Source organism: Leisingera sp. ANG-DT, from assembly GCF_000813785.1.
GTDB lineage: Bacteria > Pseudomonadota > Alphaproteobacteria > Rhodobacterales > Rhodobacteraceae > Leisingera.
The window spans coordinates 261,521-286,751 of the sequence record NZ_JWLE01000001.1; the positions used below are offsets into that span (position 1 = coordinate 261,521).

At 62.6% G+C, this 25,231-nt stretch carries 26 protein-coding genes and 1 tRNA gene; 9 read left to right on the top strand and 18 right to left on the bottom strand.

The window, feature by feature from the left end; all coding sequences use genetic code 11:
* The first annotated feature begins 2 nt into the window (after nucleotides 1–2).
* Both prmC and RA21_RS01310 read left to right on the top strand, forming a co-directional pair.
* Nucleotides 3–854, top strand: coding sequence for a peptide chain release factor N(5)-glutamine methyltransferase (gene prmC, locus RA21_RS01305; protein ID WP_193747161.1), 852 nt, complete (start codon nucleotides 3–5; stop codon nucleotides 852–854).
* A 214-nt stretch (nucleotides 855–1,068) separates the two neighbouring features.
* Nucleotides 1,069–1,746: a DUF4167 domain-containing protein gene (locus RA21_RS01310; RefSeq protein WP_039145643.1), complete on the top strand. Its 678-nt coding sequence runs from the start codon at nucleotides 1,069–1,071 to the stop codon at nucleotides 1,744–1,746.
* An 80-nt stretch (nucleotides 1,747–1,826) separates the two neighbouring features.
* Here the strand turns inward: RA21_RS01310 and RA21_RS01315 are convergent, their stop codons facing one another.
* From RA21_RS01315 to lptF, 7 genes are all read right to left on the bottom strand, one after another.
* Nucleotides 1,827–2,594: a pyridoxine 5'-phosphate synthase gene (locus tag RA21_RS01315; protein ID WP_039146451.1), complete on the bottom strand. Its 768-nt coding sequence runs from the start codon at nucleotides 2,592–2,594 to the stop codon at nucleotides 1,827–1,829.
* A gap of 39 nt (nucleotides 2,595–2,633) precedes the next feature.
* A complete protein-coding gene (gene rsmA, locus RA21_RS01320; RefSeq protein WP_039145645.1) occupies nucleotides 2,634–3,476 on the bottom strand; it encodes a 16S rRNA (adenine(1518)-N(6)/adenine(1519)-N(6))-dimethyltransferase RsmA in 843 nt (280 codons plus the stop codon).
* Nucleotides 3,477–3,560: 84 nt separating this feature from the next.
* The gene (pdxA, locus tag RA21_RS01325; RefSeq protein ID WP_039145647.1) at nucleotides 3,561–4,532 is read right to left on the bottom strand and encodes a 4-hydroxythreonine-4-phosphate dehydrogenase PdxA; all 972 of its coding nucleotides are present in this window, start codon (nucleotides 4,530–4,532) and stop codon (nucleotides 3,561–3,563) included.
* Nucleotides 4,529–5,788 carry a peptidylprolyl isomerase gene (locus RA21_RS01330; protein ID WP_039145649.1) on the bottom strand — a complete coding sequence of 420 codons (1,260 nt, stop codon included), beginning with the start codon at nucleotides 5,786–5,788 and terminating at the stop codon, nucleotides 4,529–4,531. The genes pdxA and RA21_RS01330 overlap by 4 nt, the downstream gene beginning before the upstream one ends.
* A complete protein-coding gene (locus RA21_RS01335) occupies nucleotides 5,773–7,953 on the bottom strand; it encodes an LPS-assembly protein LptD (protein WP_193748042.1) in 2,181 nt (726 codons plus the stop codon). The genes RA21_RS01330 and RA21_RS01335 overlap by 16 nt, the downstream gene beginning before the upstream one ends.
* Nucleotides 7,937–9,040, bottom strand: coding sequence for an LPS export ABC transporter permease LptG (gene lptG, locus RA21_RS01340; RefSeq protein ID WP_039145651.1), 1,104 nt, complete (start codon nucleotides 9,038–9,040; stop codon nucleotides 7,937–7,939). Before lptG ends, RA21_RS01335 begins: the two co-directional genes overlap by 17 nt.
* The gene (gene lptF, locus RA21_RS01345; RefSeq protein WP_019298531.1) at nucleotides 9,037–10,164 is read right to left on the bottom strand and encodes an LPS export ABC transporter permease LptF; all 1,128 of its coding nucleotides are present in this window, start codon (nucleotides 10,162–10,164) and stop codon (nucleotides 9,037–9,039) included. Before lptF ends, lptG begins: the two co-directional genes overlap by 4 nt.
* 201 nt (nucleotides 10,165–10,365) lie before the next feature.
* Here lptF and RA21_RS01350 point away from each other — a divergent pair, with 201 nt between their 5' ends.
* From RA21_RS01350 to RA21_RS01360, 3 genes are all read left to right on the top strand, one after another.
* Nucleotides 10,366–11,841: a leucyl aminopeptidase gene (locus RA21_RS01350; protein ID WP_039145652.1), complete on the top strand. Its 1,476-nt coding sequence runs from the start codon at nucleotides 10,366–10,368 to the stop codon at nucleotides 11,839–11,841.
* Nucleotides 11,842–11,847: 6 nt separating this feature from the next.
* Nucleotides 11,848–12,306, top strand: a complete 459-nt coding sequence (locus RA21_RS01355) for a DNA polymerase III subunit chi (protein WP_019298528.1) — start codon at nucleotides 11,848–11,850, stop codon at nucleotides 12,304–12,306.
* Between the two features lie 165 nt (nucleotides 12,307–12,471).
* Entirely contained in the window at nucleotides 12,472–13,023 is a 552-nt protein-coding gene (locus RA21_RS01360; protein WP_019298527.1) for a CHAP domain-containing protein, read from the top strand.
* Nucleotides 13,024–13,056: 33 nt separating this feature from the next.
* Here the strand turns inward: RA21_RS01360 and RA21_RS01365 are convergent, their stop codons facing one another.
* From RA21_RS01365 to RA21_RS01385, 5 genes are all read right to left on the bottom strand, one after another.
* On the bottom strand, nucleotides 13,057–13,473 hold the full coding sequence (locus RA21_RS01365) for a globin domain-containing protein (RefSeq protein ID WP_039145654.1): 417 nt from the start codon (nucleotides 13,471–13,473) through the stop codon (nucleotides 13,057–13,059).
* A 116-nt stretch (nucleotides 13,474–13,589) separates the two neighbouring features.
* On the bottom strand, nucleotides 13,590–14,171 hold the full coding sequence (locus tag RA21_RS01370) for a retropepsin-like aspartic protease family protein (protein WP_039145656.1): 582 nt from the start codon (nucleotides 14,169–14,171) through the stop codon (nucleotides 13,590–13,592).
* Nucleotides 14,172–14,215: 44 nt separating this feature from the next.
* Nucleotides 14,216–14,836 carry a MarC family protein gene (locus RA21_RS01375; RefSeq protein ID WP_019298524.1) on the bottom strand — a complete coding sequence of 207 codons (621 nt, stop codon included), beginning with the start codon at nucleotides 14,834–14,836 and terminating at the stop codon, nucleotides 14,216–14,218.
* The gene (locus RA21_RS01380) at nucleotides 14,833–16,680 is read right to left on the bottom strand and encodes an ABC-F family ATP-binding cassette domain-containing protein (RefSeq protein WP_019298523.1); all 1,848 of its coding nucleotides are present in this window, start codon (nucleotides 16,678–16,680) and stop codon (nucleotides 14,833–14,835) included. The genes RA21_RS01375 and RA21_RS01380 overlap by 4 nt, the downstream gene beginning before the upstream one ends.
* A gap of 81 nt (nucleotides 16,681–16,761) precedes the next feature.
* Nucleotides 16,762–17,040 carry a hypothetical protein gene (locus RA21_RS01385; protein ID WP_039145657.1) on the bottom strand — a complete coding sequence of 93 codons (279 nt, stop codon included), beginning with the start codon at nucleotides 17,038–17,040 and terminating at the stop codon, nucleotides 16,762–16,764.
* 198 nt (nucleotides 17,041–17,238) lie between these two features.
* Between RA21_RS01385 and ndk the strand changes: the two genes are divergently transcribed.
* Nucleotides 17,239–17,661, top strand: a complete 423-nt coding sequence (ndk, locus tag RA21_RS01390; protein ID WP_019298521.1) for a nucleoside-diphosphate kinase — start codon at nucleotides 17,239–17,241, stop codon at nucleotides 17,659–17,661.
* Between the two features lie 56 nt (nucleotides 17,662–17,717).
* Here the strand turns inward: ndk and RA21_RS01395 are convergent, their stop codons facing one another.
* From RA21_RS01395 to RA21_RS01405, 3 genes are all read right to left on the bottom strand, one after another.
* Complete coding sequence (locus RA21_RS01395; RefSeq protein ID WP_039145659.1) at nucleotides 17,718–18,236, bottom strand: DUF4112 domain-containing protein; 519 nt, start codon at nucleotides 18,234–18,236, stop codon at nucleotides 17,718–17,720.
* On the bottom strand, nucleotides 18,229–18,399 hold the full coding sequence (locus RA21_RS22190; protein ID WP_019298519.1) for a YqaE/Pmp3 family membrane protein: 171 nt from the start codon (nucleotides 18,397–18,399) through the stop codon (nucleotides 18,229–18,231). The genes RA21_RS01395 and RA21_RS22190 overlap by 8 nt, the downstream gene beginning before the upstream one ends.
* Nucleotides 18,400–18,528: 129 nt before the next feature.
* Complete coding sequence (locus RA21_RS01405) at nucleotides 18,529–18,876, bottom strand: TfoX/Sxy family protein (protein WP_039145661.1); 348 nt, start codon at nucleotides 18,874–18,876, stop codon at nucleotides 18,529–18,531.
* A gap of 161 nt (nucleotides 18,877–19,037) precedes the next feature.
* On the opposite strand from RA21_RS01405, the gene RA21_RS01410 reads away from it, so the two are divergent.
* Nucleotides 19,038–20,267, top strand: a complete 1,230-nt coding sequence (locus RA21_RS01410; protein ID WP_039145662.1) for a cytochrome P450 — start codon at nucleotides 19,038–19,040, stop codon at nucleotides 20,265–20,267.
* Between the two features lie 14 nt (nucleotides 20,268–20,281).
* Here RA21_RS01410 and RA21_RS01415 read toward each other — a convergent pair whose 3' ends face one another.
* Nucleotides 20,282–21,328, bottom strand: coding sequence for an AraC family transcriptional regulator (locus tag RA21_RS01415; protein ID WP_052257563.1), 1,047 nt, complete (start codon nucleotides 21,326–21,328; stop codon nucleotides 20,282–20,284).
* Nucleotides 21,329–21,419: 91 nt separating this feature from the next.
* Here RA21_RS01415 and RA21_RS01420 point away from each other — a divergent pair, with 91 nt between their 5' ends.
* Nucleotides 21,420–23,171, top strand: coding sequence for an acyl-CoA dehydrogenase (locus RA21_RS01420; protein ID WP_039145667.1), 1,752 nt, complete (start codon nucleotides 21,420–21,422; stop codon nucleotides 23,169–23,171).
* Between the two features lie 56 nt (nucleotides 23,172–23,227).
* Nucleotides 23,228–24,034: a methylthioacryloyl-CoA hydratase gene (gene dmdD, locus RA21_RS01425; protein WP_019298514.1), complete on the top strand. Its 807-nt coding sequence runs from the start codon at nucleotides 23,228–23,230 to the stop codon at nucleotides 24,032–24,034.
* A gap of 150 nt (nucleotides 24,035–24,184) precedes the next feature.
* On the opposite strand, the gene RA21_RS01430 is transcribed toward dmdD, so the two are convergent.
* Both RA21_RS01430 and RA21_RS01435 read right to left on the bottom strand, forming a co-directional pair.
* Nucleotides 24,185–24,259 (bottom strand) — tRNA-Asn (locus tag RA21_RS01430).
* A 137-nt stretch (nucleotides 24,260–24,396) separates the two neighbouring features.
* Nucleotides 24,397–25,101, bottom strand: coding sequence for a GntR family transcriptional regulator (locus tag RA21_RS01435; RefSeq protein WP_029205094.1), 705 nt, complete (start codon nucleotides 25,099–25,101; stop codon nucleotides 24,397–24,399).
* Between the last annotated feature and the right edge of the window lie 130 nt (nucleotides 25,102–25,231).

Below are 25,231 nucleotides of genomic sequence, written 5' to 3' on the forward strand. Positions count from 1 at the left end.
GCATGGCAGAAACCGCGGCACAGGCAATGGCAGCAGCAACAGCCAAGCTCCGGGCTGCGGGGGTGCAGGATCCGGCACGCGATGCGCGGGTGCTGCTGGCGCATGCCGCGCGCATCGAGGCCAGCCGGGTGACGCTGATCGCGCCGGAGGAATTGGCGCCGGAAATCGCCGAACGCTATGAACAGCTGATTTCACTGCGGGCGGTGCGGGTGCCGGTTTCGCATCTGATCGGCGAGCGGGAGTTTTACGGGCGCCGGTTCAAGGTCTCGCGGGATGTTCTGGACCCGCGGCCGGAGACCGAAATCCTGATCGAGGCAGCGCTGGCGGAACCTTACGCGCGGGTTTTGGACCTGGGCGTCGGCTCCGGCTGCATCCTGGTGACTCTGCTAGCGGAACGGCAAGAGGCCACCGGGCTGGGCGTCGACATCAGCGAGGCGGCTTGCCTGCAGGCCAGCGCCAACGCGGTTCTGCACCGGGTCGAGGCGCGCGCCGATATCCAGCAATCGGACTGGTTCGAAAAGGTCGAGGGGCAGTTTGACCTGATCGTGTCGAACCCGCCTTATATCGCGCTGGACGAGATGGAGGGGCTATCCGCGGAGGTGCGCGGGCATGAGCCAGGCATCGCTTTGACCGATGGCGGCGACGGATTGGGCGCCTACCGGCAGATAGCTGCAAAGGCGGCGGCGCATCTGGCAGAGGGCGGCCGGATACTGCTTGAAATCGGCCCAACCCAGGGCCAGGCGGTCAGCGCGCTGCTGGAAACTGCCGGGTTCAGCGGCATTGCAGTGCTGCAGGACCTGGACGGGCGCGACCGGGTGGTGCGGGCGCATTCCTCCTCAAATCGCGGATTTTAGCGCGAAATTCCGCAGATTCGGTCGAAAAAACACAGAAAATCCTTTTGGCCCCCTTGTCTGGGGCTTCGGAACATGGTTACTCAAGATGAGCCGTATAGAGGTGAACGCTTCTCGAGCATTCCCGCGGCATCAAGCCCAAAAAAGCTAACGATCCGGCGCTGAGGCGCGCTGCATAGGGTCAACGGCGCATTAACTCAAGGCTTATGATAGGCATATGAGATCGTCCAAATCACGTTCACGCTCCAAGTCGAACCGGAACCGCCCGAATGGCGCCAATGTGGTCAACCGGGTGTTCGACAGCTCCGGTCCCGAAGGCAAGGTGCGCGGAACCCCGCAGCAGATCATCGACAAGTACAATCAGCTGGCCCGCGATGCGCAGCTGAGCAATGACCGCGTTGCAGCAGAAAATTTCCAGCAGCATGCAGAGCATTACCTGCGGATGCTGAACGAGGCGCAGCGCGAGATCGAAGCGCGCCGCGAGGAACAGGAACGCCAGAACCGCGAGCGCCAGGCAGAGCGCGACCGCGAGCGGGCGGAGCGGCTGGAACGCCAGGAGCGCGAGGCTGCGGCCTCTGCCGCGGCAGACAGCGACCCGGCCAGCGCGCCGCAGCCCGAGGTGATTGACCCGCGCGGCGACAATGGCAATGGCCAGGACAGCGGGTTGGTTGAAACGCCGGAGAGCCAGAGTGCGGCACCGGCTGAGGGGGCTGAAGAGGCTGCGCCGAAGAAGGCGCCGGCCCGCAAAACCCGCACCCGCAAGCCCGCAGCCAAGGCTGAGGGGGCAGAGGCGGCAGGCGAGGGCGGTGACGCCCCGGCGCCGAAGAAACCAGGCCGCCCGCGCGCCAAACCGAAGCCGAAGGCCGAGGATGGCCCTGCGGAAGCTGCTGAGTAATTCGGTAGCGGTCAGAAAAGCAAAACCCCCGAAGCTGAGTGCTTCGGGGGTTTTCTTTTGCGGAATTTTCGGCTGGCTGTTCAGGCGTCGTGGCCCAGCACACGCAGGTAGCGGCGGACGGTCTCCGGGAAGCCCAGCATCAGCGCATCTGCTGTCAGGCCATGGCCGATGGAGACCTCGGCCAGATCGGGAATGGCCTGGCGCAGGCCGGGCAGATTCTCGACGGTTAGGTCGTGGCCTGCATTCATCATCAGATTGCCAAGGGCGCGGGCCTCGTTCGCGGTATCCCGGATCATATCCAATTCGCGGATGGTGGCATCGGGGTCAGTCTGGTCCGCGTAGGGGCCAGTGTAGAATTCGATCCGGTCGGCGCCTGCCTGCTGCGCGAGCGCCGGATCAGCGGGGTTTGCGTCCACAAAGTAGGAAACCCGGATGCCGGCCGCCTTGAACTCCTCCGCAATGGGCAGGAGCATCTCGCCATCGGCGGCAAAATCCCAGCCATGGTCGGAGGTGGATTGCTCCGGTGTGTCAGGGACCAGCGTTACTTGATGGGGTTTGTTTTCCAGCACCAGGTCGATGAAATGCCTGGTTGGGTATCCCTCGATGTTGAACTCGGCCTGGGGGAACTCCTCGGCGATCAGGCGGGACAGGGCAGGCAGATCGGAAAAGCGGATGTGCCGCTCATCCGGGCGCGGGTGCACGGTGATGCCGTGGGCACCGGCCTGCAGGATAGCGCGGGAGATGTCGATCAGGTCCGGCCAGGGCACTTCGCGCCGGTTGCGCAGGTAGGCGACCGCATTGACGTTCACAGACAGGAGGGTCGGGCGCGCGGCAACGGCTTGGGTCATCTGAAAATCGGGCTCCGGCAGCATTTCTGGAAAAGAGGGTTAGGCCTTGGCGACTTCGCGCGCCAAGGTGCAGAAGGCCTCGAGGCTCACCTGTTCGGCGCGCTCGGTGGGCGGGATCCCGGCCGCGGTCAGATGTGCTTCGATATCAGGTGAGATGCCCTTGAGCGAGGCGCGCAGCATCTTGCGGCGCTGGTTGAAGGCGGCCGCCACGACCCGCGACAGGATGGCGGCATCCGCCGGGAAGCGCGGCTCGGGCAGGGCGTCCAGATGCACGACGGCGCTGGAGACCTTGGGCGGGGGGGTGAAGGCGCCTGGCGGGAGCGATAGCACGATACGCGCATCCGCCCGCCACTGCGCCAGGATCGCCAGACGGCCATAGGCCTTGGAGCCGGGCTGCGCCACGATGCGCTCGGCAACCTCGCGCTGGAACATCAAGGTGAGGCTCTGCCAGAACGGCGGCCAGTCCTTGGGCGTCAGCCAGCGCACCAGCAGTTCGGTGCCGACGTTGTAGGGCAGGTTTGCGGCGATGCGGATCGGCGGGGTGAGGTGCTCAAGCGGGTCGATCTCCAGCGCGTCGCCGTTGATCACGTCAAAGCGGCCTGGATACGCCTCTGCGATCTCCTGCAGGGCGGGCAGGCAGCGCTGGTCCTTCTCGACCGCCAGCACGCGGCGGGCTCCTTCGGCCAGTAATCCGCGGGTCAGGCCACCGGGGCCGGGGCCGATTTCCAGCACGTCGCAGCCGGTCAGATCGCCGGCCTGCCGCGCGATCTTGGCGGTGAGGTTCAGATCCAGCAAAAAGTTCTGGCCCAGCGACTTGCGGGCCGACAGCTGATGCGTGGCGATCACTTCGCGCAAGGGGGGCAGGCTGTCGATAGCGCTCATATCATCTGGACCTTGGGACTGGGCGCACGGCGCGCGCCAAAATTTTCATGCCTCCGGCGGGGATATTTCCGGTAACGGGAAGAATCAAGTGCTGGCGGCCATGGCCCGCGCCAGCTTCAGCGCCTCAATCAGACTGGAGGGGTTGGCCTGTCCGGTGCCCGCGATGTCGAATGCGGTGCCGTGATCTGGTGAAGTGCGGATAAAGGGCAGCCCCAGAGTCACATTGACGCCGCGGTCGAAATCCAGCGTCTTGATCGGGATCAATGCCTGATCGTGATACATGCAGACCGCCGCGTCATAGCGGGAGCGGGCGGCGGCGTGGAACATGGTGTCGGCCGGATGGGGGCCGGTGACGTTCAGGTCCTCACTTTGCAACTGCGTGATCAGACCGTTGATCCAGTCCAGTTCCTCGCGGCCCATGGCGCCGCCTTCGCCTGCGTGCGGGTTGAGGCCCGCGACAGCGATGCGCGGGGAGGCAATACCGAACTGGCTTTGCAGGCCGGCAGCTGTGATCTCGATCGTTTCACGCAACGTTTCCGGGGTCAGCGTGGCGGGCACGTCCGACAAGGCGATGTGGATGGTTGCCGGCACCACCCGCAACTGCTCGCTGGCGAGCATCATCACCACCCGGCTGCGGCCCGCCAGAGCGGCGAGGAATTCGGTGTGCCCGGGATAGGCAAAGCCTGCGCCGTCGATCAGTGCCTTCTTGTGAAAGGGGGCTGTGCAAACGGCGGCGGCTTCACCACCCTGGACCAGTCTCACGGCGGTCTCAATGGATTGGATGACGCCCGCAGCATTGGCCGGGTCCGCGGTGCCCTTGGCAGCGCTGCCGCCGAAGGCCATGGGCAGAACCGGAAAGCTGCCGGCACTGGCTGCAGCGGCCTCTGCCGGGGAAGAGATTTCCCGGACGGGTGTGCCGGAGGGCAGGTGGCGGGGATCACCGATCCAGAAGAACGGACAGCTGTCCCGCAGCGCCTGCCAAGCCTTGACGGCGATTTCCGGGCCGATGCCTGCGGGCTCTCCGCAGCTGAGGGCAATAGGCCCGGACAGGCTCATTTGATATCAATCCGCGCATCCGACCGCAGTTGTTCCAGGAAGCTGTCGGTCAGCGAAGTCATCCGCTGTGCGGTAAGCGCGTTAGCCACGGTTTCGCGGTTGGCGCCTTCGCCAAGGTCGGCAGTGCGGCCGCACAGCATCAGCACCATCAGGGTCTGGCCGTTGTTGCGGGTCAGCGCAGTCGAGGTCTCGCTGGGATCAAGCTTGGCCAATTCCAGCGCGATGTCGCGGGGAATGTCGGCGGGCGGCAGGCTTTGGATCTCCAGCACAGAGGGGTCCTGGCCCTGAGCGAGGCCATAGAAGTCCTCGCAGGTGTCGACATTGTTCACAACCTTCTGCGCGGCTGCCAGCCCTTCGGGTGTGCGCCCGCCTGGCAGGTAGTAGGCGGCGTATTCAATTGCGGTGTAACGCGGTGCGGCGCCTTCGACCTCGCGGACGCCGCGCATCTGGAACAGCGCCACGGCGTTCTGCAGCGGCAGAGGTTCTGAAATTTCGCCCGGTTTCAGTGCCAGCACGACTTCCTGCAGTTGCGGCGGCAGTTTGGTCAGCGGCATCCAGGGCAGGCGGCCGCCTTCATTGCGGCTGGCCGCGGCGGAGTATTGAGCGGCAGCTGCAGAAAAGCTGTCATAGCTCTTGAGCCTTGCCACCTGTTCGATCAACTCCTCGACCTGGGCAGCGTTCTGCTCGTTGATCGGGACAATGAACTCGCTCAGCAGCACCTGGACGCTGCCGGTGCCTGCGCTGCCCATAGCGCGGTCGATCTCTTCCGGAGTGGGGCGGGCCTGGGACAGGAAACGGGCGCGGGTGTATTCACGCCAGCCTAGTCCGACCTCAGTGAAGTCGCGCAGCGTTTGCGGCGCAACACCCTGCTGCTGCAAGGCTGTCAGGAACTCATTCAGCGACAGGTTGGCGCGGCCCGCCAGTTCTTCCATGCCGGCGGTGACATCCTCATCGGACAGTTCAATCCCTGCCTGCTTCAGCACGTCCAGCTTGAGCCGGTCGTTGATCAACTCCTCGCGGGCGGTCTCCAGCGGGTCGCCCGGCACCCGCAGTGCCGACTGAAAGCGGGCGCGCTGCTCCAGCTCGTAGCGGGTGATGACCTCGTCATTTACTGTAATTGCGGGGGCAAAGAGGTTCTGCGCCGCTGCCGGCAGGCCGGTCAGCGAAAGACCCGCGGCCAGCGCCAGCGCGGCTGCGGATTTGAGAGCACGGGAAAGGAAGGGAGCCGGGAACCGGGTATTCACGTCTTGCTGCATGACCGCCTGTACTGTTTGTTGCCGCTCTTCACGGAGAAACCGCTGAGGGAGATGGTAAAGCCGAAATCCGTTGTCGGCTCAACACTTGTTGTTGAGGTATAGCGCCGGTTGACCGAAAGGTCGACCGTTACGCATTCATTCTGATAGGCCACGCCGAGGCCTGCGCGAGTGGCGCGGGCGCCGGCAATGTCATAGCGCAGCCGGGCGCTGGCGGACCAGCTGGGGTTGATATCATAGCGCCCGTCGACCCAGATTTCCGAACTTTCCTCTACCCGGTCCTCGTCCGGATCGGTGCCCAGCCACAAGTAGGTGCCGGACAGGCTGGAGCGGTGTGTGTGCCACTCGCCGCGGACTTCGGCCTTGGAGAAGTTCAGCGAGCCGTTCAGCAGCCCGCGGCTGGAGAGGGCCAGCCCGTCGCCGAATTTGATCTGCCCGGCCAGCAGAAGGTCGGAAGAAGTGCCGCTGAGGCCCGAGCTTTTGGTGAAACGGGTGTCGTCCTCACTGCGCAGCACCTGGCCGATCGTGGCATAAGCCTGCCAGCCGTTCGGGGAATAGCGCGCCCAGTTGGTGCCATAGACCAGGGTGAACCCGTCCTCACGCGCATCGGTCGACGGAAAGCGGGACAGTGACAGCAGGTTGCCCTGATCGAATTCGACGAACCGGCTTTCTTCACTAACGACATCACCGCCGCCTTCATCGCGCCAGCCCAGCTGCAGGATCGGTTCCAGGTACTGGGTCGCGCCGCTGGCTTCACGCCGGGTCATCGGCAAACGGAAGGTCATCGCTCCGCGGGGGGTCAGACGGGTGACATCCTCTGTGAAAAAGGCGTCATCATAGGCCCGGAAAGCATCCGCCGCGGCGCCAAGCTCCGCCTCTGCCAGAATGCCGTAGCCGAATTTCCAGGTCCGGTGCCAGCTGAGGTCAGCCGAAAGCCGGGCAAGGTCGCGGCCGTTGGCGTCGGTCGCGGTGGCCTCAATGCTGGAGCTGCGGTGATGGCCGTGGCCTTGAAGTGTAAGGCGCATTTCACCGCCGGTCAGGGCAGGGAAATACCGCTTCTGGTAAAAGGCCTCTGCGATGCCGGAAGGGATATCGCTTTGGACTTCGCTGTCACGCAGGGTCTTGTAGTGGGTCAGTGACGTGCGGAACAGGCTGTCGCGGCGGATCCGGGCAAGCTCTGCCCGCGAGCGCAGGCGGTCAAGGTCCGGCAGGCCGTAGTCTTCGAGATAGGCATCATCTGAGACCGCTTTGACGTCGAAGGTGAAGCGGTAGTCGCGCGGCAAGTCGAACTGGCCGTCGCCGAAGATATAGCCGCGGTCCTGATCCGGATACAGATCGTCCCGGGTGTAGGCGCCATTGAACTCGATCCGGCCGCGACGGAAGGCTTGGCGGTAGCGCAAGTCCAGTGTTCGCGTTCTGGACGAGATATAAGGCGCCACGGTCAGATCCTTGTGCGGACCGAGGGTGAAAAAGTAGGGAATTTTCAGCCCGGTTCCGAGGTTCGAAGTGGAGCGCACCGAAGGAACCAGAAAACCGCTGGCCCTTTCCAGCGAAGGATCCGGCAGGCGGATTGCCGGGAAGTAAAATACTGGCACATCCAGCACCCGCAGCTGGGCACTTTCGAAATACAGCTGCCGTTCCTGCTGGTCGTGGGTCACCCGTTCTGCCCGGATCTGCCAAAGCGGCGGGCGGCCGTCGTCGCAGACATGGCAGGAGGTGACAGCCGTCTTGTAAAGCTGCGTATAGCGGCCGCTGACCCGTGTCATCTGCAGCGAGGCCAGCTGCAGCTGCTGCTGGAACACCATGCGGGCCCCAGTCAGGAGGCCATTGCGCAAATCCTGGTCCAGCTCGGCGGCATTGGCCAGGATCGTAATGTCACCGTCCTGGTCGATGCGGATCGGACCTTCGATCTGCAGCGTGCCTGTGGTCTGGTCAAAGGTGATCTTCTTGGCGCGGAGCCGGATGTTGCCCTGAAATGCTTCGACATTGCCTTCGGCCACGAGGGTGCGGTCCGGGGTGATGAAAACCTGGTCTGCAACCAGCATCGCGGGCTGGGCCGGATCCGGCGGCACGGCAGTCTGGGCCTGCAGGGCAGGGGGGGACAGCACCAGCCAGGGCAGCACGGCAGAAAGCAGCAGGGCGCGGCGCAAATTACCCGTCTTCGGCATGGAGAAGCAGTCCTAAGGTCAATAGTATCGCAGCGGCAGGGGGAGCCCAGGCGGCAAGGGCCACCGGTATTTGCCCGTTCTCGCCAAGGATTTGCGCGAAATTGCGGATGAAATAAAGCCCGAATCCCAACAGCACGGCCATCAGCACTGCAAGGCCGGTGCCGCCAAACCGGGCATGCCGCATGGTGAAGGACGCGCCGACCAGCACCATGGCGATCAGGAACAGCGGCCGGGCCAATTCAGCCTGAAGGCGGACTTCATAGCGTTTGGTGGTGAAGCCTGCTGCGGACAGCTCGCGAATGGTGGAGGGCAGATCGTAGATCGAGATGCCGCTGGCTGTGCCCAGTGTGTCCCGGATGCGGTCGGTTGTCAGCGTTGTCGGCAGTTGCAGTTCGTCATGCTGCGCGGCGCCGGTTTCGGGGTTGATGCCAGCCGTCAGCGGCCAGGCCTTGGCATTGGTCAGAACCCATTTGGTGCCGTCCAGCCGCGCACTGTCGGCAACGATGCGGCGGACCGGACCACCGGCGTTGGAGTAGGCGTGGATCGACACGTCAAACAGGGTTATGTCGGCGGCATCGCCGCTGTACCCCTTGGCATGAATAACCGATTGGCCGCGCAGCCCGCCCTGGCGCAGCCACAAACCTTCACCGCTGAGAGACAGCGCCGAGGGGCCGCCGTTGTGGTACGTCTCAGCCAGATCCTGATAGCGGTTGGCAGTGGCGGCTGCGATCGGGTTCAGCATGGTGACCGCAAGGCCGCCGATTACGGCGGCCATCAGCACTGGCGCCGCAAGCGCCCGGATGCCGGAGCGGCCAATGGCACGGGTGACCACCAGCTCGCTGCTGCGGGCAAGGCCGACAAACAGCACGATAGTACTGAGGATCATGATCAGCGGAAGAAACTCGCTAAGTGCTGCCGGAATGTTCAGCAGCGTCAGGCCAACCAGCTGGGCAAGGCTGAGGTCAACCGCTTCGAACCGGCGGACCTGCTCGTTCAGGTCGATCAGCACCACCAAAGTCATCAGGACAGCAACGATCACCATGAACCACTGCAGAAAACGGCGCGCGTAGTAAATGTCCAGCTTCATGCCGCGGCCTCCGGTGCCCGGCCACGAATGCGTTTCGGGCGGGCCGACAGGATCAGAAAGACCAGTGCCACTGCAAACCCCAACAGAGTGGGCAGGTAGATCAGCGGCCACAAACTGGGGTCTTGCAGCACCGGTTCGGAGACCACGCCGCGCAGGCCTTCAATGAAGATCAGCACGACGAAGGCAAGGAAGGCTTGGCGCCAGACCCCGAAGCGCGAGAAAGTGCCCAGCATCAGTGCGGAGAAGCCGATCAGCGTCACCGCGATGCAGACCAGGGCGCGGGCAAAGCGCAGGTGAAGCTCTTCGGCCTGAGCACCGGCGGAATAGCCGTCGCTTTTGGTAACCGCTGCGGTGCTGGTCATCAGCTCGAGGCTCGGAATGGCGCGGATATTGCGGGCCGGGTTCTCAGCTTTGCGGGCGAGTGAGCTGATATCGTAGGAAAAATCTGAGAAGAAAGTGGTCGAAAGCCGCTGTGTTTTGTGGTCCAGCCGCTGCGCCATCCCCTCCACCATGATCAGATGCGCGCTGGCGCCGTCTCGCACCAAAAAGGCACGGGCGCCGGTATAGGTTACCGTCATCTCCGGATCGCGGCGGTCCGACAGGAATACATCGTTCAAGGTGCCATCGGGGTCGATCTGGCGGATGTAGAAGGTCACGCCATCGGCAGGGTGAAGAAAGTCGCCCTCGCTCAGCAGCTTGGCGGTGATGTTGCGGGATACCTCGCTTTCGCGCACCTCAAGCTGGCTGATCGAGGCGGGCAGCAGGTAGTGGGTCAGTGCCGACATCATCAGCGCGGTGATGACGCCGAACGCCAGCGCCGGGCGCGCCATTTGCCAGGGGCTGGTGCCGGTGGCGCGCAGCACGGTGAGTTCGCTTTCGCTGTTCAGCCGGTTGGTGACCCAGACCGCAGCGCCAAAGGCGGCAATCGGCAGCACCATGCGGATCAGGTTCGGCAGGGTGAGCGCAGTGAACTCCAGGAACACCAGCGCCGACTGGCCGTTGCCGATTAGCGTGTCGAACAGGACAACAGCCCGGTTGACCCAGAATACGGCCACCAGAATCAAGGCAAAGAAGCCAAAGAAGAGCAGATACTGTGACAGCACATATCTGTCGTAGCGTGACACCCGATCCCCCCAGACCTTGCCATTGTTATTTTGCCGGACCTTAGTGGATTTGATTGGCGGGGAAAACTGCATTCTCGCCCCGTCCGGCAATCGGCGGTGGACCGCAGGTGCCGGCCAGCGCAACCGGGTCTTTCCAACCGCCGCTCTGCAGGATACCTCTGGAGCCAAGAACCAAACGATTTTCAGCAGGAGCGCGCAAGAATGAGCAGCCTTACCCCGATCCGTTTTGCCGAATACGACCCCAAGGCAATGGCTGAGATGACCGGCCGGGTGGCGGTCTTGGTGACCCCTGAAGGCAGCATGGATCAGGCCGCGCGCAGCGCCAACCGGATGGCCAAGGGCGCCATTGCCCGGCTGATCGATTCCGAAGGGTTCAAAAAGGCCAAGGCAGGTGATGTCATTTCACTGAACTGGCCCGCAGGCATGAAGGCCGAGGCGCTGGACGTGCTGGTGCTGCCGCGCAAGCTGACGCCGGTGGAGGCGCGGCAGGCGGGCGCCAAGCTGGTCAAGGGGGCTACTGGCAAGCGGTTGACCGTCATGGCTGGCAGCATGAACAAAGCCGCGGATCTGACAATGGGTATGGCCCTGCGGGACTATGCCTTCGACAATCACAAGTCGCCGAAGGACGACAAGGCCGAAGGCGAAGTGGTGGTCGCCTCCAAGGCTCCGGCGGATCTGGAAGCCGCCTGCGCGCCGTTGCTGGCGGTAGCTGAAGGCGTTCATATGACCCGTGATCTGGTCAATGAGCCCGCAAATGTGCTGACAACCACGGAATTTGCCCGCCGCATCGAAGACATGAAGGACATTGGCCTGGAGGTCGAGATCCTGGAAGAGGCTGACCTCGAAAAGCTGGGCATGCGCACGCTGCTGAGCGTCGGGCAAGGCTCCGACAGCCCATCCAAGGTGGCAGTGATGCAATGGAAGGGCGGCGCCAAGGATGCCGCACCGCTGGCTCTGGTCGGCAAAGGCGTTGTTTTTGACACAGGCGGTATCTCCCTCAAGCCGGCGGCGGGCATGGAAGAGATGACCATGGACATGGGCGGCGCCGGTGTGGTGGCAGGCACCATGCGGGCGCTGGCGCTGCGCAAGGCGAAGGCCAATGTGGTTGGCCTGGTCGGGCTGGTGGAAAACATGCCGTCGGGCAACGCCACCCGCCCGGGCGATGTGGTGAAGTCGATGAAGGGCGACACCGTCGAGATCATCAACACCGACGCCGAGGGCCGTTTGGTGCTGTGCGACGTGCTTTGGTACGCGCAGGAGCGCTTCAAGCCCGCGGGCGTGATCGATCTGGCAACCCTGACCGGCGCGATCATCATCGGGCTGGGGCATGAAAACGCCGGTGTCTTCTCCAATGATGATGACCTGTGCAATGCCTTCCTGAAGGCTGCCAAGTCTGAGGACGAGGGCGCTTGGCGGATGCCGCTGGGCAAGGCCTATGACGAGCAGCTTAAATCCCGCATTGCCGACATGAAGAACGTTGGCGGCCGCCCTGCGGGCTCCATTACTGCGGCGCAGTTCCTACAGCGGTTCATCAAAGACGATATGCCCTGGATCCATCTGGATATCGCCGGCGTGGCATCGGTCAGCAAGGACACGGACTATGCGCCCAAGGGGGCCACCGGCTGGGGCGTGATGGCGCTGAACCGGCTGGTCGCGGATAAGTTCGAGGCGGAATAAGCCGTTATGGGAGCCGCTTTTTTCTACCATCTGACGCAAAGGCCGCTGGAGGAGACCCTGCCGGTCCTTCTTGACAAGGCGCGCGGGGCGGGCTGGCGCATTGCGGTGCGCGGGCGCGATCCGGAGCGTATGGCCTGGCTGGATGACCGCCTGTGGCAGGGGCCCGAAGAGAGTTTCCGGGCTCATGGCCTGGCGGGCGGCCCCCATGACGCGCTGCAGCCCATCCTGCTGACGGCGGGCCCTGAGGCGGCCAACAATCCGGAGTGCGTGATGGCGGTGGATGGCGCCGCTGTCAGTGCCGAAGAAGTGCAGGCGCTGAACCGGGTCTGCATCCTGTTTGACGGCACCGACCCCGAGGCCGTTCAGCACGCGCGCACCCAGTGGAAGGCCCTGACGGATGCGGGCTGTTCCGCCCAGTACTGGTCCGAGGAAAGCGGCCGCTGGGAAAAAAAGGCCGAGAAATAGGCGGATATCCGTTTGTCGCACCCCGATGTCGGCGGAATTTTGCCGATAGCTTGTGTGAAATGTTTCGCAAGGGCAACAATTTCTCGATTTTTCGTCACGCGCCCATTATCCCTTCCAGCACAAAATTCCGGTCAACCGGAAACAGGCCAGGACACTGGGGGACAGATGATTTTTCGACAGGTGGTCAAGCGGCTGCGGCTGCTTCCTATTGCCGGCGCAGGCCTTCTTTTTCTGGCCAATTGCGGCGATGTTCAGAATGGATCAGTAAGCCGGGCAGAGGCTGAGGCCGCGCGGCTGGAGTATGCGGTTCAGGAAGTTCAGTACCTCCAGTCCAAGGGCCGCCGTGTCTGGTGTGTGCCCTTTGCCCGCAATGCCAGCGGAATCGAAATCTTTGGCAATGCAAAGACCTGGTGGGCGCAAGCCACGGGGCAATACAATCGCAGCAAGCAGCCGGAACCAGGTGCCGTGATGGCGTTCAGCGCCACCCGCTCCAACCCGCTGGGGCATGTCGCGGTGGTCTCCAAGGTTGAGGATGCGCGCAGGATCCGGGTCAATCACGCCAACTGGCACCGCAACAGAATCTCGCTCGGCATGGCGGTGGTTGATGTGTCGGAAAAGAATGACTGGTCCGCGGTCCGGCTGGAAAGCAACCCGGGCGCGTTCGGACGGGTCTACCCCGTCAAAGGTTTCATCACGGCTGAACCCGGCAACGGGTAACGCCGCTGCCGTGGTGCAGTTCAGTTGCGCGGGTCAGTGACCCGGAATTTCGCCGCGTTCGATCATCTTGACGGAAATTTCCTTGAAGGCCGAACGCCACAGCGTCTCCAGCTCAAGGGTCATTTCCTTGCCGAGCGCATGGCGCAGGGTGTCGATCAGCGCTTCTTCCATTGGGGCGAAATGGTCAGTGAGGACGCCAAGAGACGCATGTGTTTTGCCGAGCTGCTGAAATTGCGGGGCTACGGCGCTCTCATCATTCAGCCTGGCAATAATCACGCCCAGTGTAGTCATGAATTTCATGCCCTGGCCTTCCAGGTCTTCGCGGAACAGCTTGCGCAACTCAGGCGCATGCCGGAACAGCGCGTCATAGAAATAGGCTGGCGATCTGCCGGTTTCTTCCTTCAGCTTGGTGTAGCTTTGCTGCAGTTGCTTGAGCTCGTCATCTGTCACGGCGGCTTGCTCCTCTCTGATTGGTTTTCTGGCTTCCAATCTAAGGGTCATGCAGACGCAGTTCCTTGATCCGCCTCAATACATTGCACACGACAGGGATGCGTGGCACGCGGCCGTCAGCGTGTCAGTACCAGCGCACCATTGCGGATCTCGATGCTGGACCAGCGCTGCAGGTAGCCCATGCCCAGCAGGGATTGATCCAGTTCGCCCTGATTGACCCAAACGCGCAAATCCTTGTCGGTAATGCCGCCCAGCGAAATCTCATCCACCCAGACAGAGGCAGTGCGCACTTCGCCATTGGCGGTGCTGGCACGGCCGAGATAGGCGAGGTTGCCGGTATCAATGCCTGCGCTTTGCGCGTCGCGCTCATTCAGCACCACCTGGCTGGCGCCGGTATCGACCAGAAACTCGACTGGCGCGCCGTTCACTTCAAGCGTCAGGTAGTAATGGCCGTCAGGAGAGCGCGGCACCTCGACCCGGCCGGCATCCATCGCCACGCTTTGCTGCGGCCGGACGGTCTGCCGGATGTCCTCCCACAGCCCGTAAGAGGCGATCACACCGAGGAAGATGAAGCCCCAGACGGCAAACATCTGCAGCGTCTTGCCGAGGCTTTGGCGGTTCTGGACAAAGACCCATGACCCGACTGCAACCAGCAGGATGATCAGATAGATAAACCGTCCGATTTCATATTCGCCCATGCGCTCACCTCCTGGATATAATGTAGGTGCTGCGGGACGTTATACTAGCCGGCGAAACCGAAGTCGCGCAGGCCGTCCAGAACGAACTGCACCGAAAGTGCCGCCAGCAGCATGCCCAGAAGCCGGGTGACAACAGTGATCCCGGTCTTGCCCAGCATCCGTTCGAACAGGCCGGAGAACAGGCACATCACCAAGAGGATCGCCAGCACCGCGATCACCACGCCCATGACCATGGCGAAGCCCGCGAAACCGGGCTGCTGGCCGGTCAGCAGGATAACCGTGGCGATGGAGCCGGGGCCAGCCATCAGCGGGATTGCCAGCGGAAAGACCGAAGGATCGTCGAAGTCATCTTCCTCGCTGCGGTCCTCGCGCCGCTTGTTGCGGCGTTCGAACAGCATGTCGAGGGCGGTCAGGAACAGCAGGACGCCGCCAGCCACCCGGAAAGCGGGCATTGAAATGCCGATGAAACCCAGCACTGCTTCGCCAAATCCAGCAAAGATCGCCAGCAGGACCGCAGCCGTAATTGTTGCCCGCAGTGCTATGGAGCGGCGGCGGGAGGAGGACATGCCCTGGGTCAGGGCAATGAAAACCGGTGTCAGGCCGATCGGGTCGACGATGACGAACAAGGTAACAAAAGAGGTGATCAGAAATGCAGTGTCGATCATTGTGCCTCGGCTTTTTCCAGTTTCTCAACTGCCTTCATCCAAAGATCCTCGGCGCGGTCCTGCGCTTCCATCACTTCGGCATATTTGCGCTGCCAGACAACAGCCTCATCCTTGCGGCCTTCTTCGTACAGCGCGGGGTCTGCCAGCTTCTGGGCCAGCTTGTCCCGCATCTCGCTGACTTTTTCGAGCCGTGCCTCACCTTTGCGGACCTCGGCGCGCAGGGCCAGGATAGCGTCGCGGGAAGGGCGCTTGGGCTTGTCTGCCTTGGGTTTGCCCGCTGGTTTGTCGCGTGTCAGCAGCAGGTCGCGGTAGGCGGGCAGGTCGCCCTCAAACGGCTTTACAGTGCCGCCGGACACCAGCCACAGGCGGTCCGCCACTAGGCTGAGAAGGTGCATGTCGTGGCTGACCAGAATAACTGCGCCGGAGTAGGCTGTCAGCGCCTCAACCAAAGCCTCGCGGCTTTCGATGTCCAGGTGGTTGGTCGGTTCGTCAAGGATCAGCAGGTGCGGCGCGGGAAGGGTGGCCAGCAGCAGCGACAGGCGTGCTTTCTGGCCGCCGGAGAGACGGCCCACCGCGGTATCAGCCTGATCCGCGCCAAGGCCAAAACCGGCCAGCCGGGCGCGCAGCCGGGCCTGGCCCTCGTCGGGGCGTTCGCGCTGCAGATGCTGCAGCGGTGTTTCGTCGATGTGCAACTCATCCACCTGGTGCTGGGCGAAAAAGCCGATCCGCAGTTTGCTGGACTGGGTCATCCGTCCCGTCATCACGTCCAGGCGCCCCGAAAGCATCTTGGAGAGGGTGGATTTGCCCTCGCCGTTTTTACCCAGCAGCGCGATGCGGTCGTCCTGGTCGATGCGCAGATCCAGCCGGCTGAGGATCGTGGTGCCGTCATAGCCGACCGATGCCCCCTCGGTGGCGATGATCGGCGGCGACAGCTCCTCCGGTTCGGGGAAGGTGAACACGGTGCGTGCGGCGTCTTCGGGCGCGCGGATGGTTTCCATCTTCTCCAGCATCTTCACCCGGCTTTGCGCCTGTTTTGCCTTGCTGGCCTTGGCCTTGAACCGGTCCACAAAGGCCTGCAGGTGGGCGCGGCGGGCGTCCTGTTTCTTGGCCAGGGCGGCCTGATTGGCGCGATTGGCGGCGCGCTGGCGGGCGAACTGGTCATAGTTGCCGGAATAGAATGTCAGGCCAAGGTCTTCGAGGTGCAGAATGCCGTTCACCGAGCGGTTCAGCAGTTCACGGTCGTGGCTGATGATGATCACCGTGTGCGGGTATTTCACCAGATAGGCCTCAAGCCACAATGCGCCTTCGAGGTCCAGATAGTTGGTCGGTTCGTCCAGCAGCAGCAGATCGGGCTGGGAGAACAGCACTGACGCCAGCGCGACGCGCATCCGCCAGCCGCCTGAGAAGTCGGAGCAGGGGCGCTGCTGGGCCTCGTAGTCAAACCCGAGCCCTTTGAGAATGGAGGCAGCACGGGCCTCGGCCGACCAGGCGTCAATGTCCGCAAGGCGGGTTTGGATTTCCGCGATCCGCCCCGGATCCTGTGCGGTTTCCGCCTCCGCCATCAGCTCGGCACGTTCGGTATCGGCCGCCAGCACCGTGTCGATCAGCGACACGTCCGAGGCGGGGGCTTCCTGTGCCACCCCGCCGATCCGCGCCCGGCTGGGCAGGGAAATGCTGCCGGATTCCAGCGACAGCTCATTGCGTATCAGCCGGAACAGCGTTGTCTTGCCGGTGCCATTGCGGCCGACCAATCCGACTTTGTGTCCGGTGGGGATCGTGGCGCTGGCGCCATCGAACAGGAGGCGGCCTTCGACCGCATAGGAAATATCGCTGATACGTAACATGAACCGAGCACTGCGGCAGTGCTGCGGTGTTGTCAATGGGGGAGGGGAGCTGGCGGCGGCTGGCAGCCCCATCATGAGCTGCTATTTCAGATGCCGGGCCAGTTCATCGAAGGAGTAGGATGCAAATCCGACCAGCGGGCTCTCACCATCACGGCTGAAAGCAAAGACGTGGATCTCGTCATGGCTCAGGGTGGCGCGGCAGAAGGTGTCCGGTTTGGCGAGCTGCGCCGGACAGCTGTCCAGATCCGTGTGGGCGATAGCAGTTTCGAAAAGGCCGTATGTCATTGACATGGCAGTTTCAGCGGCAACCGCCGGGGCGGCTGCGAGGCAGGCGATCAGAGCAAATGCAGGTTTCATCATTCAACCTTGTTTCAAGTTTCAACCCTGTTCGCGCTGTGGTATCTGACAAAAACAATCAGATAATTGCAACCCCGAAGCAGCAGCTGCGTCAAAGCTGCGCAATCCCCTCTTTATCCTGTCACAGAGCCATGCTATCGGGGCGGCAATTCGTAACGGGCCGGGCATGACGTCCGGCTTTTCAGCACAGGAGTCTGCCCCATGGCACTGGAACGCACTTTCTCGATCATCAAGCCCGATGCAACCCGCCGCAACCTGACCGGCGCAATCAACGCCAAGTTTGAAGAAGCTGGCCTGCGCGTCGTGGCGCAGAAGCGCATCCACCTGACCAAAGCGCAAGCGGGCGAGTTCTACAAGGTGCACGCCGAGCGTCCGTTCTACGACGAACTGTGCGAATTCATGGCTTCCGCGCCGATCGTTGCACAGGTTCTGGAAGGCGAGAACGCCATCGCGAAGAACCGCGAAGTCATGGGCGCCACCAACCCGGCAGACGCCGCGGCCGGCACCATCCGCGCTGAGTTCGCTGAATCGGTTGGTGAAAACTCCGTTCACGGTTCCGACGCACCGGAAACCGCAGCGGTTGAAATCGCCTACTTCTTCTCCGGCCTTGAGCTGGTCGGCTAAGCCACAGGCTTATCCGGATCTAGAAGGGCTGCAACCTCCGGGTTGCAGCCCTTCTTTTATTGTGAAAACGGCCTGCCCAGCGGGTGCTGGCGGATCCCCGGCTGATTTTGTTGCCGGGCCGGTCTGGCGGCGTAGGCCGGGGACGCCCGCAGCTCCCGCGGAGCGCTCAGGCTGGAAAACTTTCTCCGTCCCAGGCGTTTCGGCAATGGTTCACGCCTGCCTGCCCGGTCCTCGAGGTGCTGGCGGAGCAGCGCTGCATTACGGGTGTTGGACTTCCAGGCCGCATCAAACAGGTCACCCAGCAGCGGCACCGCGCCGATCAGCGCGTCGATGCCTGAGTTGGCGGCCATCCGGGCCAGCACCGGGGCGGAGGCGCCCATGCGGTATCCGGAGTAGAGGATGTAGCCGGCAGGCAGCAGGGCAAACGCGTCGCCGATGCCTGGCACCAGGCCTGCGATGCTGTCCCAGCCTATCCTCACCCCAATAACCGGAACGCGGAAGGCGCGGTCCATACGATGGGCAAGGCGCTCAAGTTTCAGCAACCGCTTTTGCTGATATTCCGACAGTTCAGGCATGGCGCGGTGTCCTTGCAATAATCCAGACCGCGTGAACGATGCCGGGGATGTAGCCAAGAAGCGTGAGCAGAATGTTCAGCCAGAAATGCTTGCCCAGGCCCACCTGCAGGAACACGCCCAACGGCGGCAAAATGACTGCGAATATGATGCGGATCAGGTCCATGCCGGATCTCCCTTGGAAGCGACTGTCCTTGGAGACACAACGCTGCAGCGCTGGAAAAGGTTGCAGTCTTACCAGCTGGCTGGTTTTTCGCGGCCTTGCAATCGCCTGACCCTGGCCCCGCCCGGGGGGTTAGAGCGTCTTCAAATCCGCAGGCGTTGCACGCACGCCGATGGCGTCCAGTTCCGCCAGCAGTTTGGAGCTGTGTTGCGGGCGCGTCTCTGCCTTGATCGCTTCAAAGCGTTTGCGCAGCTCTTCTTTTTCTTTTCCCTTGCAGTCATTCCAGGGCCGCCCCTGCAAGGCCATCACCAGCACGTAGTAGCCGATGAAATGCGGCCGGCTGCCGGTTTGCAACAGCTTGGCATAGGCTGCATCGGCACCAATCGCGCGCAGCTCTTCGGCGGAGGTGATACCTGCGCGGTGGCAGGCTTCCTCGTAGGCGGGGCCGAGGTTGCGGATGGAGGAGATGGCTGTGTTCATGGTTTGTTTCTATCTGCGCGATCTTCTGTTGTCACGCGGAAATCTTGCATCGTTGTCATTGTTATCCGGCACTTTGACGCTGGGTTCCGCGCCGGAATGGGTGATTGACAGTCTCATTTGCTGCGGAAACGCTACCGGAGCAACCGGCAGGAGGGCGAAGGATGAGCAATGCAGCGTACAGGCCTGTGAGCGTTGAGGGATTTGACCTGGCGAACCCGCCAGAGGGGTTTATTGCGGATCCCTTCCCCTACTACGATGCCTTGTTGCACGATGCCCCGGTGCTGCCGCAGCCGGACGGGTCCTTGCTGGTCTGCCGCCATGCGGATCTGGACAGGATTTACCGTGATACCACTTTGTTTTCCTCGGACAAAAAACGCGTCTTTGCACCCAAATACGGCGCGGGTTCGCCGCTGTTTGAGCATCACACCACCTCGCTTGTGTTCTCCGACCCGCCCTTGCACACGCGGGTGCGCAAGATCATGACCTCTGCCCTGACACCGCGGGCGATTTCCAGGATGGAGCCGGGGCTGATTGAGACCGTCGACCATTTGCTGAACTCTATGGCGGGAAGCGGCGAGGTGGATCTGATAGGGGATTTCGCTGCCTCCATTCCGATCCAGATCATCGGCAATCTGCTGGATGTCCCACTGGAGGAACGGGCGCCCTTGCGGGATTGGTCGCTGGCGATCCTCGGCGCGCTGGAGCCTGCGCTGAGAGAGGCCCAACTGGCGGCGGGGCACCGCGCAGTGGAGGAATTCAAGGACTACCTGCAAGAGCTGATCGCACGGCGGCGGGCCAGACCGGGCGACATTGAGACCGACGTGCTGACCCGGCTGATCCGGGGCGAGGGGGCAGACGGGACCCTTAGTGAGATCGAGCTGATCCAGAATTGCATTTTCATCCTGAATGCAGGTCATGAGACCACCACGAACCTGATCGGCAACGGGCTGGCGCTGCTGAACGACCATCCAGAGCAACGGCGGCGCTTGCTGGAAGAACCGGAGCTGATAAAGCCCGCGGTGGAGGAGGTACTGCGGTTCCGCTCTCCGAACCAGCTGGGCAATAGGGAAACCACCGCAGAGGCGGAGATCGGCGGCATCCGGGTGCCTGCTGCGACCAACCTGCATCTGGTGATCGGGGCGGCGAACCGCGATCCGGGCGTGTTTGAAAACCCTGCGGAATTTGACATCGCCCGTACACCGAACCGGCATCTGGCCTTTGCTGGAGGTCCGCATGTCTGTGTCGGGCTGACGCTGGCGCGGCTGGAGGGCAAGATTGCCATCGAGCGCCTGCTGCGCCGGTTTCCGGACTACCGCATTTTGCCCGGGAGAGTGCCGGGCGGACGGATCCGGTTTCGCGGCTATGCGCGCTTGCCCGCGGCGCTGGGGTGAGGGGACGGCTGCACTCAGATTGCCGCTGACCTGTAGGCGCTCGGCGGTGCGCCGGTCCAGCGGCGGAAAGCGCGGTGAAAGTTGGCGGTGGAGGAAAACCCGGTGTCCTGCGAGATTTCCTCGATGCTTTTCAGGCCGGATTGCAGGTCGCGTATTGCCAGGTCGCGGCGCAGCCCGTCCTTGATGGCCTGAAAAGACGTGTCCTCAGCATCCAGTCGGCGCATCAGCGTGCGCGGGGTGACGCTTAGCGCTCTTGCTGCGTCCGCAAGATGACAATTCTCCCAGCTGCTCCGGTACAGGAATTCCCGTACTTTCAGCGACTGGGTGTGTTCGCGGAACCCGGTGAAAATCCAGTCGCGAGGCGCCCGGGCCAGAAAGTCGTTCAGTTCTGCATTGCTGCGGTGGCCGGGCAATCCAGCGGAGCCGGTGTCGAAGTCGATCGCGGACCACTGCGCACCAAAGCTGACAGGGGCAGGGAAGATGACCGCATAGTCCTGGGCAAACGCGGGGCGTTCAAAGGCGAACTGCACAGCGCGGACCGGCACTTCATATCCAGCAAGCCACGACAGCAGCCCGTGCGCCAGTTTCAGGATCAGCATGTGCCCGAACCGCTGCGCAGGCTGGCTGCCTTGGGGCACCAGTTGCAGGCCGGTGCTGGTGGTATCTTCTGTCAGGTCGACCCGGTAGTCGTCCAGCAGCAGGTTCCAGAACGTGGAAAACCGGTGCAAGGCGGCGGGCAGCGTGCTGGCTTCGCGCACGGTTGTCAGCAGATGCTGCAAGGCCCTGGGCCTTACCGGCCGGCTCCAGAGGCCCGTCATCTCGTCCCCGGTTTCAACTGCGGCAATCTGATAAAGCCGTACGATCTGATCCAGCGTGACCCGATGGGTCAGTTGCCCCTCCGCCAGATGCAGCCCGGCCCGTTGCAGGAAAGTCGCCAGTTGTCCTTCCTCGCTGCATTTGCGCAGCGCGTGCAGCCAGTCTCCGGCAAACTGCGGTGACACTGTTGCAAGGCTGGAGGAATCTGGCGGCGGGATCTGCATCGTGAATGCGATTCTTGTCATTTTTTGAAAGGATTTTGTCTGTAATGAACGTGGAATAGCACCATTACAACGCGTATCTGGCATGAAGGAACAATAATCCGGAGCCACGGAAATGACCTACCAGGCGCCCATTCGCGACATCATGTTCAACATTGAACACCTGCCACCCGAGCCGGAAGGGGCCTCAACCGGCGGCATCGACCTCGCGGACATGGAGGCAGCGCTGGACGGGCTTGGGCGCTTCTGCTCAGACGTCATAGCACCGCTGTCGCGGGTCGGGGATGAGGCCGGAGCGCGGCTGAAGGGGGCAGAGGCTGTGCTGCCTGAGCCCTACTCCCAGGCCTATGAGCAATTTGCAGAGATGGGCTGGCAAAGCCTGCCGCATCCGGAGAAGTTCGGCGGCATGGGCCTGCCGCGGGCGGCTGCAGCGGCTGCGACCGAGATTTTGAATGCTTCGGACCTCAGCTTTGGCCTGTGCCCGCTGCTGACCGATGGCGCGGTGGAGGCGCTGCTGCTGACCGGATCGGATGCGCAGAAACAGAAATACCTGGAGCGGATGATCTCCGGACAATGGTCCGGCACCATGAACCTGACCGAGCCGCAAGCAGGCAGCGATCTGGGGCGGGTGCGCTGCAAGGCGGAACCGGCGGGGGATGGCACTTTTGCAGTGTCCGGCACCAAGATCTTCATCACCTATGGTGAGCACGGGCTGACGGAGAACATCATTCACCTGGTGCTGGCCCGAACCCCGAATGCGCCGGCTGGCCCCAAGGGGCTCAGCCTGTTCATTGTGCCCAAGTTCCTGGTGGAGGAAGACGGCACGCTGGGCCGCCGCAACGCAGTCACCTGTGTTAGCCTGGAACACAAGCTGGGCGTTCGTGCCAGCCCGACCGCCGTGCTGGAATACGATGGCGCGACCGGTTTCCTGGTCGGCGAGGAGAACCGCGGGCTGGAGTATATGTTCGTGATGATGCGCGCCGCCCGCTTTGCCGTGGGTGTGCAGGGTGTTGCTGTGTCGGAACGCGCCTGTCAGCATGCGCTGCAATACGCACAGGACCGCGTGCAAAGCCGCCCGGTGGATGGCAGCACCAAAGATGCCGCGCCGATCATCCGCCACCCGGACGTGCAGCGGATGCTGCTGCGGATGCGGGCGCTGACCGAAGGCGGGCGGGCGCTGGCGATTGCCACTGCGGGCTGGCTGGACCTGGCCAAGCAGGGCAGTTCCGACGCTGAGGAAATGGCCGAGTTTCTGGTGCCGCTGGTCAAGGCCTTCTGCACCGAGCGGTCTCTGGAAGTCACTTCCCTTGGGGTGCAGGTGCACGGCGGCATGGGCTTCATCGAGGAGACCGGTGTTGCCCAGTTCTACCGCGACGCGCGGATCCTGCCGATCTATGAGGGCACAACGGCTATCCAGGCCAACGACCTTCTGGGCCGCAAGGTGCTGCGGGACGGCGGCGCAACTGCCCGCCGCTTTGCAGGGCTGGTGCAGGAGACTGAGCAGGCGTTGCAGGGTGGCAATGCCCAGGCGCAGGCCGTGGCAAAACGGCTGAGTGAGGCGCGCCAGATGTTTGAGGCCAGTCTGGCCTGGCTGCTGGAAACTGCCGGCAAGGACCCCAACGCGGCCTATGGCGGCAGCGTGCCGTTCCTGATGCTGACCGGCAATCTTGCTGCCGCATGGCAGCTGGGCCGGTCCGTCCTGGCGGCCAGCACCAAGCTGGAGCAGAACGAGGACACGGCCTTCATGACGCAGAAGATCGCTACGGCAGTCTTCTATGCGCAGCACATCCTGGTGGAATGCGGCGCCGAACACTTGCGTATCACCGAAGGCAGTACCAGCCTGGGCGATGCCGCAGTCAACTTTTGAATACTTAACACTAGCGGCACGGCTCTGTGCTGGAAAACTAAGAAAGGGCCAACTCCATGACCCAAGCGGCAAATACGCAATCTTATGAAAACCTTGAAATCGAACAGCAAGACAATGGCGTCAGCATCGTCCGGCTGAACCGCCCCACCAAGCGCAACGCGCTGGATACCGCAACAATCGAGGAGCTGGTCACCTTCTTCAGCAATGCCCACCGCAATGGCGTGAAGGCCGTGGTGCTGGCAGGCAAGGGCGACCACTTCTGCGCAGGGCTCGATCTGGTCGAGCATTGGAAGGCTGACCGCAGCCCCGACGATTTCATGCATGTGTGCCTGCGCTGGCATGAAGCCTTCAACAAGATGGAATACGGCGGCGTTCCGGTTATCGCCGCGCTGCAGGGCGCGGTTGTCGGCGGCGGGCTGGAACTGGCCAGCGCCGCCCATATCCGGGTAATTGACCAGAGCACCTATTTCGCGCTTCCCGAGGGCCAGCGCGGTATCTTCACTGGCGGCGGCGCCACCATCCGGGTCTCTGATATGATCGGAAAATACCGGATGATCGACATGATTCTGACCGGCCGCGTCTATCAGGGACAGGAGGCCGTCGATCTGGGCCTGGCGCAATACATCACCGAAGGTTCCAGCTTCGACAAAGCGCTGGAGCTTGCGGACAAGATTGCCGAAAACCTGCCGCTGACCAACTATGCGATCTGTTCGGCAATCAGCCATCTGAACAATATGTCCGGCATGGATGCGGCTTATGCCGAAGCAGTGGTGGCGGGCGTGGTGAACACCCAGCCCGCAGCCCGGGAACGGCTGGAGGCCTTTGCCAACAAGACCGCTGCCCGGGTGCGTCCCAACAGCTAATTCTTCGATGCGCGCCGCCAGTGGCAGGGGCAGCCTGGCGGCGCCAAAAAGCATTGTTCCCGGGGCTCCAGCCAGTGCGGCGGCTGCCCGGCCTGTTTGAAGCGCAAAAGAAAAGGGCCTAGCGAGTGATCGCTAAGCCCTTGAATTCTTTGGCTCCGGCGGTAGGGATCGAACCTACGACCAATTGATTAACAGTCAACTGCTCTACCGCTGAGCTACGCCGGAACATGTGGCGTCGTATAGGATTTCCGGCCTGCGGCGTCCAGAGGAAATTCTCATCCGGCAGCAATTTTTTTCGCTGCGCCTGGCTTCGCTCCGGCGGACGCCGCGAGGGCGATGCCGGTCCCCCATTTGTTTCCATTTCAAAGGTGGGTTGTCATCCTGTACCCCGGTGCAAAGAACAGCTTGGCCAGCGTCACCGGCTCGCCGCGCAGCCATGTAATGCGTTCGGCAGTAAAGATCGGATCGCCGGCCTGGGTGTCGAGAAATTCGGCAACGGACTGGTCGGCCTTGGTGGCCAGAAAACTCAGCTCCAGATTGGTGAATGGCACCTTTTGCACAAGCCAGTCATTGGGGCCGGAGCGGGAGAAATCCGCCTCCAGAACCTCTGGAATGCTGTCGGGCACGATCCAGCGGACTTCATACTGAAACGGCGTGTTGTCGGCATAATGCATGCATCTGAGGTGCAGCACTTCGCGGCCTTGCGGGATGTTCATCCTGGCCGACAGCCAGCCCGGCGCGGGCATGACCGCGCGCTCGACAAGGGCATACCGGTATTCTGCCCCTGTTTCCGAGATCTCATCGCGGACCAGCGGAATCGCAAACTGTGCTTTTCTGACCGGTGAATTCAGGACTCTGGTGCCGGCTTTGCGCTTGCGCTCCAGGTAACCTTCTTCCGCCAGCTCCCGCAGCGCCCTGTTGACGGTTGTGCGGGTGCTTGAAAATTCTTCGGCGAGGTCGGTTTCGCTGGGCAGCAGGCTGTCCGGCGCCCAGATCTTGTTGTGAATCCGGTCCAGCACGACCTGCTTGATATCGCGGTAGCTCATGTTTGCACGGGGTGCGGCCATGCTGCCTCCAATAAATTTTCTTATTGCTTATATATATAGACATAATGAGCTTGGAAAGCGTGCAACCGCCGAAGGGCAGCAGCAGGAGTCTGTAAATGCAAAAAAGCCCTCAAGCGGTTGAGGCTTGAGG

Bases quoted from the DNA above. Each gene is read 5' to 3' on its own strand.
- rsmA (WP_039145645.1), bottom strand. From the start codon at position 3,476: ATGAGCGCTATCGACAGCCTGCCCCCCTTGCGCGAAGTGATCGCCACG.
- RA21_RS01360 (WP_019298527.1), top strand. From the start codon at position 12,472: ATGATTTTTCGACAGGTGGTCAAGCGGCTGCGGCTGCTTCCTATTGCC.
- dmdD (WP_019298514.1), top strand. From the start codon at position 23,228: ATGACCCAAGCGGCAAATACGCAATCTTATGAAAACCTTGAAATCGAA.
- RA21_RS01420 (WP_039145667.1), top strand. From the start codon at position 21,420: ATGACCTACCAGGCGCCCATTCGCGACATCATGTTCAACATTGAACAC.
- RA21_RS22190 (WP_019298519.1), bottom strand. From the start codon at position 18,399: ATGGACCTGATCCGCATCATATTCGCAGTCATTTTGCCGCCGTTGGGC.
- RA21_RS01405 (WP_039145661.1), bottom strand. From the start codon at position 18,876: ATGAACACAGCCATCTCCTCCATCCGCAACCTCGGCCCCGCCTACGAG.
- RA21_RS01415 (WP_052257563.1), bottom strand. From the start codon at position 21,328: ATGACAAGAATCGCATTCACGATGCAGATCCCGCCGCCAGATTCCTCC.
- RA21_RS01370 (WP_039145656.1), bottom strand. From the start codon at position 14,171: ATGGGCGAATATGAAATCGGACGGTTTATCTATCTGATCATCCTGCTG.
- RA21_RS01375 (WP_019298524.1), bottom strand. From the start codon at position 14,836: ATGATCGACACTGCATTTCTGATCACCTCTTTTGTTACCTTGTTCGTC.
- ndk (WP_019298521.1), top strand. From the start codon at position 17,239: ATGGCACTGGAACGCACTTTCTCGATCATCAAGCCCGATGCAACCCGC.
- lptG (WP_039145651.1), bottom strand. From the start codon at position 9,040: ATGAAGCTGGACATTTACTACGCGCGCCGTTTTCTGCAGTGGTTCATG.
- RA21_RS01310 (WP_039145643.1), top strand. From the start codon at position 1,069: ATGAGATCGTCCAAATCACGTTCACGCTCCAAGTCGAACCGGAACCGC.
- RA21_RS01385 (WP_039145657.1), bottom strand. From the start codon at position 17,040: ATGATGAAACCTGCATTTGCTCTGATCGCCTGCCTCGCAGCCGCCCCG.
- RA21_RS01410 (WP_039145662.1), top strand. From the start codon at position 19,038: ATGAGCAATGCAGCGTACAGGCCTGTGAGCGTTGAGGGATTTGACCTG.
- RA21_RS01315 (WP_039146451.1), bottom strand. From the start codon at position 2,594: ATGACCCAAGCCGTTGCCGCGCGCCCGACCCTCCTGTCTGTGAACGTC.
- prmC (WP_193747161.1), top strand. From the start codon at position 3: ATGGCAGAAACCGCGGCACAGGCAATGGCAGCAGCAACAGCCAAGCTC.
- RA21_RS01335 (WP_193748042.1), bottom strand. From the start codon at position 7,953: ATGCCGAAGACGGGTAATTTGCGCCGCGCCCTGCTGCTTTCTGCCGTG.
- RA21_RS01435 (WP_029205094.1), bottom strand. From the start codon at position 25,101: ATGGCCGCACCCCGTGCAAACATGAGCTACCGCGATATCAAGCAGGTC.
- RA21_RS01380 (WP_019298523.1), bottom strand. From the start codon at position 16,680: ATGTTACGTATCAGCGATATTTCCTATGCGGTCGAAGGCCGCCTCCTG.
- RA21_RS01350 (WP_039145652.1), top strand. From the start codon at position 10,366: ATGAGCAGCCTTACCCCGATCCGTTTTGCCGAATACGACCCCAAGGCA.
- pdxA (WP_039145647.1), bottom strand. From the start codon at position 4,532: ATGAGCCTGTCCGGGCCTATTGCCCTCAGCTGCGGAGAGCCCGCAGGC.
- RA21_RS01395 (WP_039145659.1), bottom strand. From the start codon at position 18,236: ATGCCTGAACTGTCGGAATATCAGCAAAAGCGGTTGCTGAAACTTGAG.
- RA21_RS01330 (WP_039145649.1), bottom strand. From the start codon at position 5,788: ATGCAGCAAGACGTGAATACCCGGTTCCCGGCTCCCTTCCTTTCCCGT.
- RA21_RS01355 (WP_019298528.1), top strand. From the start codon at position 11,848: ATGGGAGCCGCTTTTTTCTACCATCTGACGCAAAGGCCGCTGGAGGAG.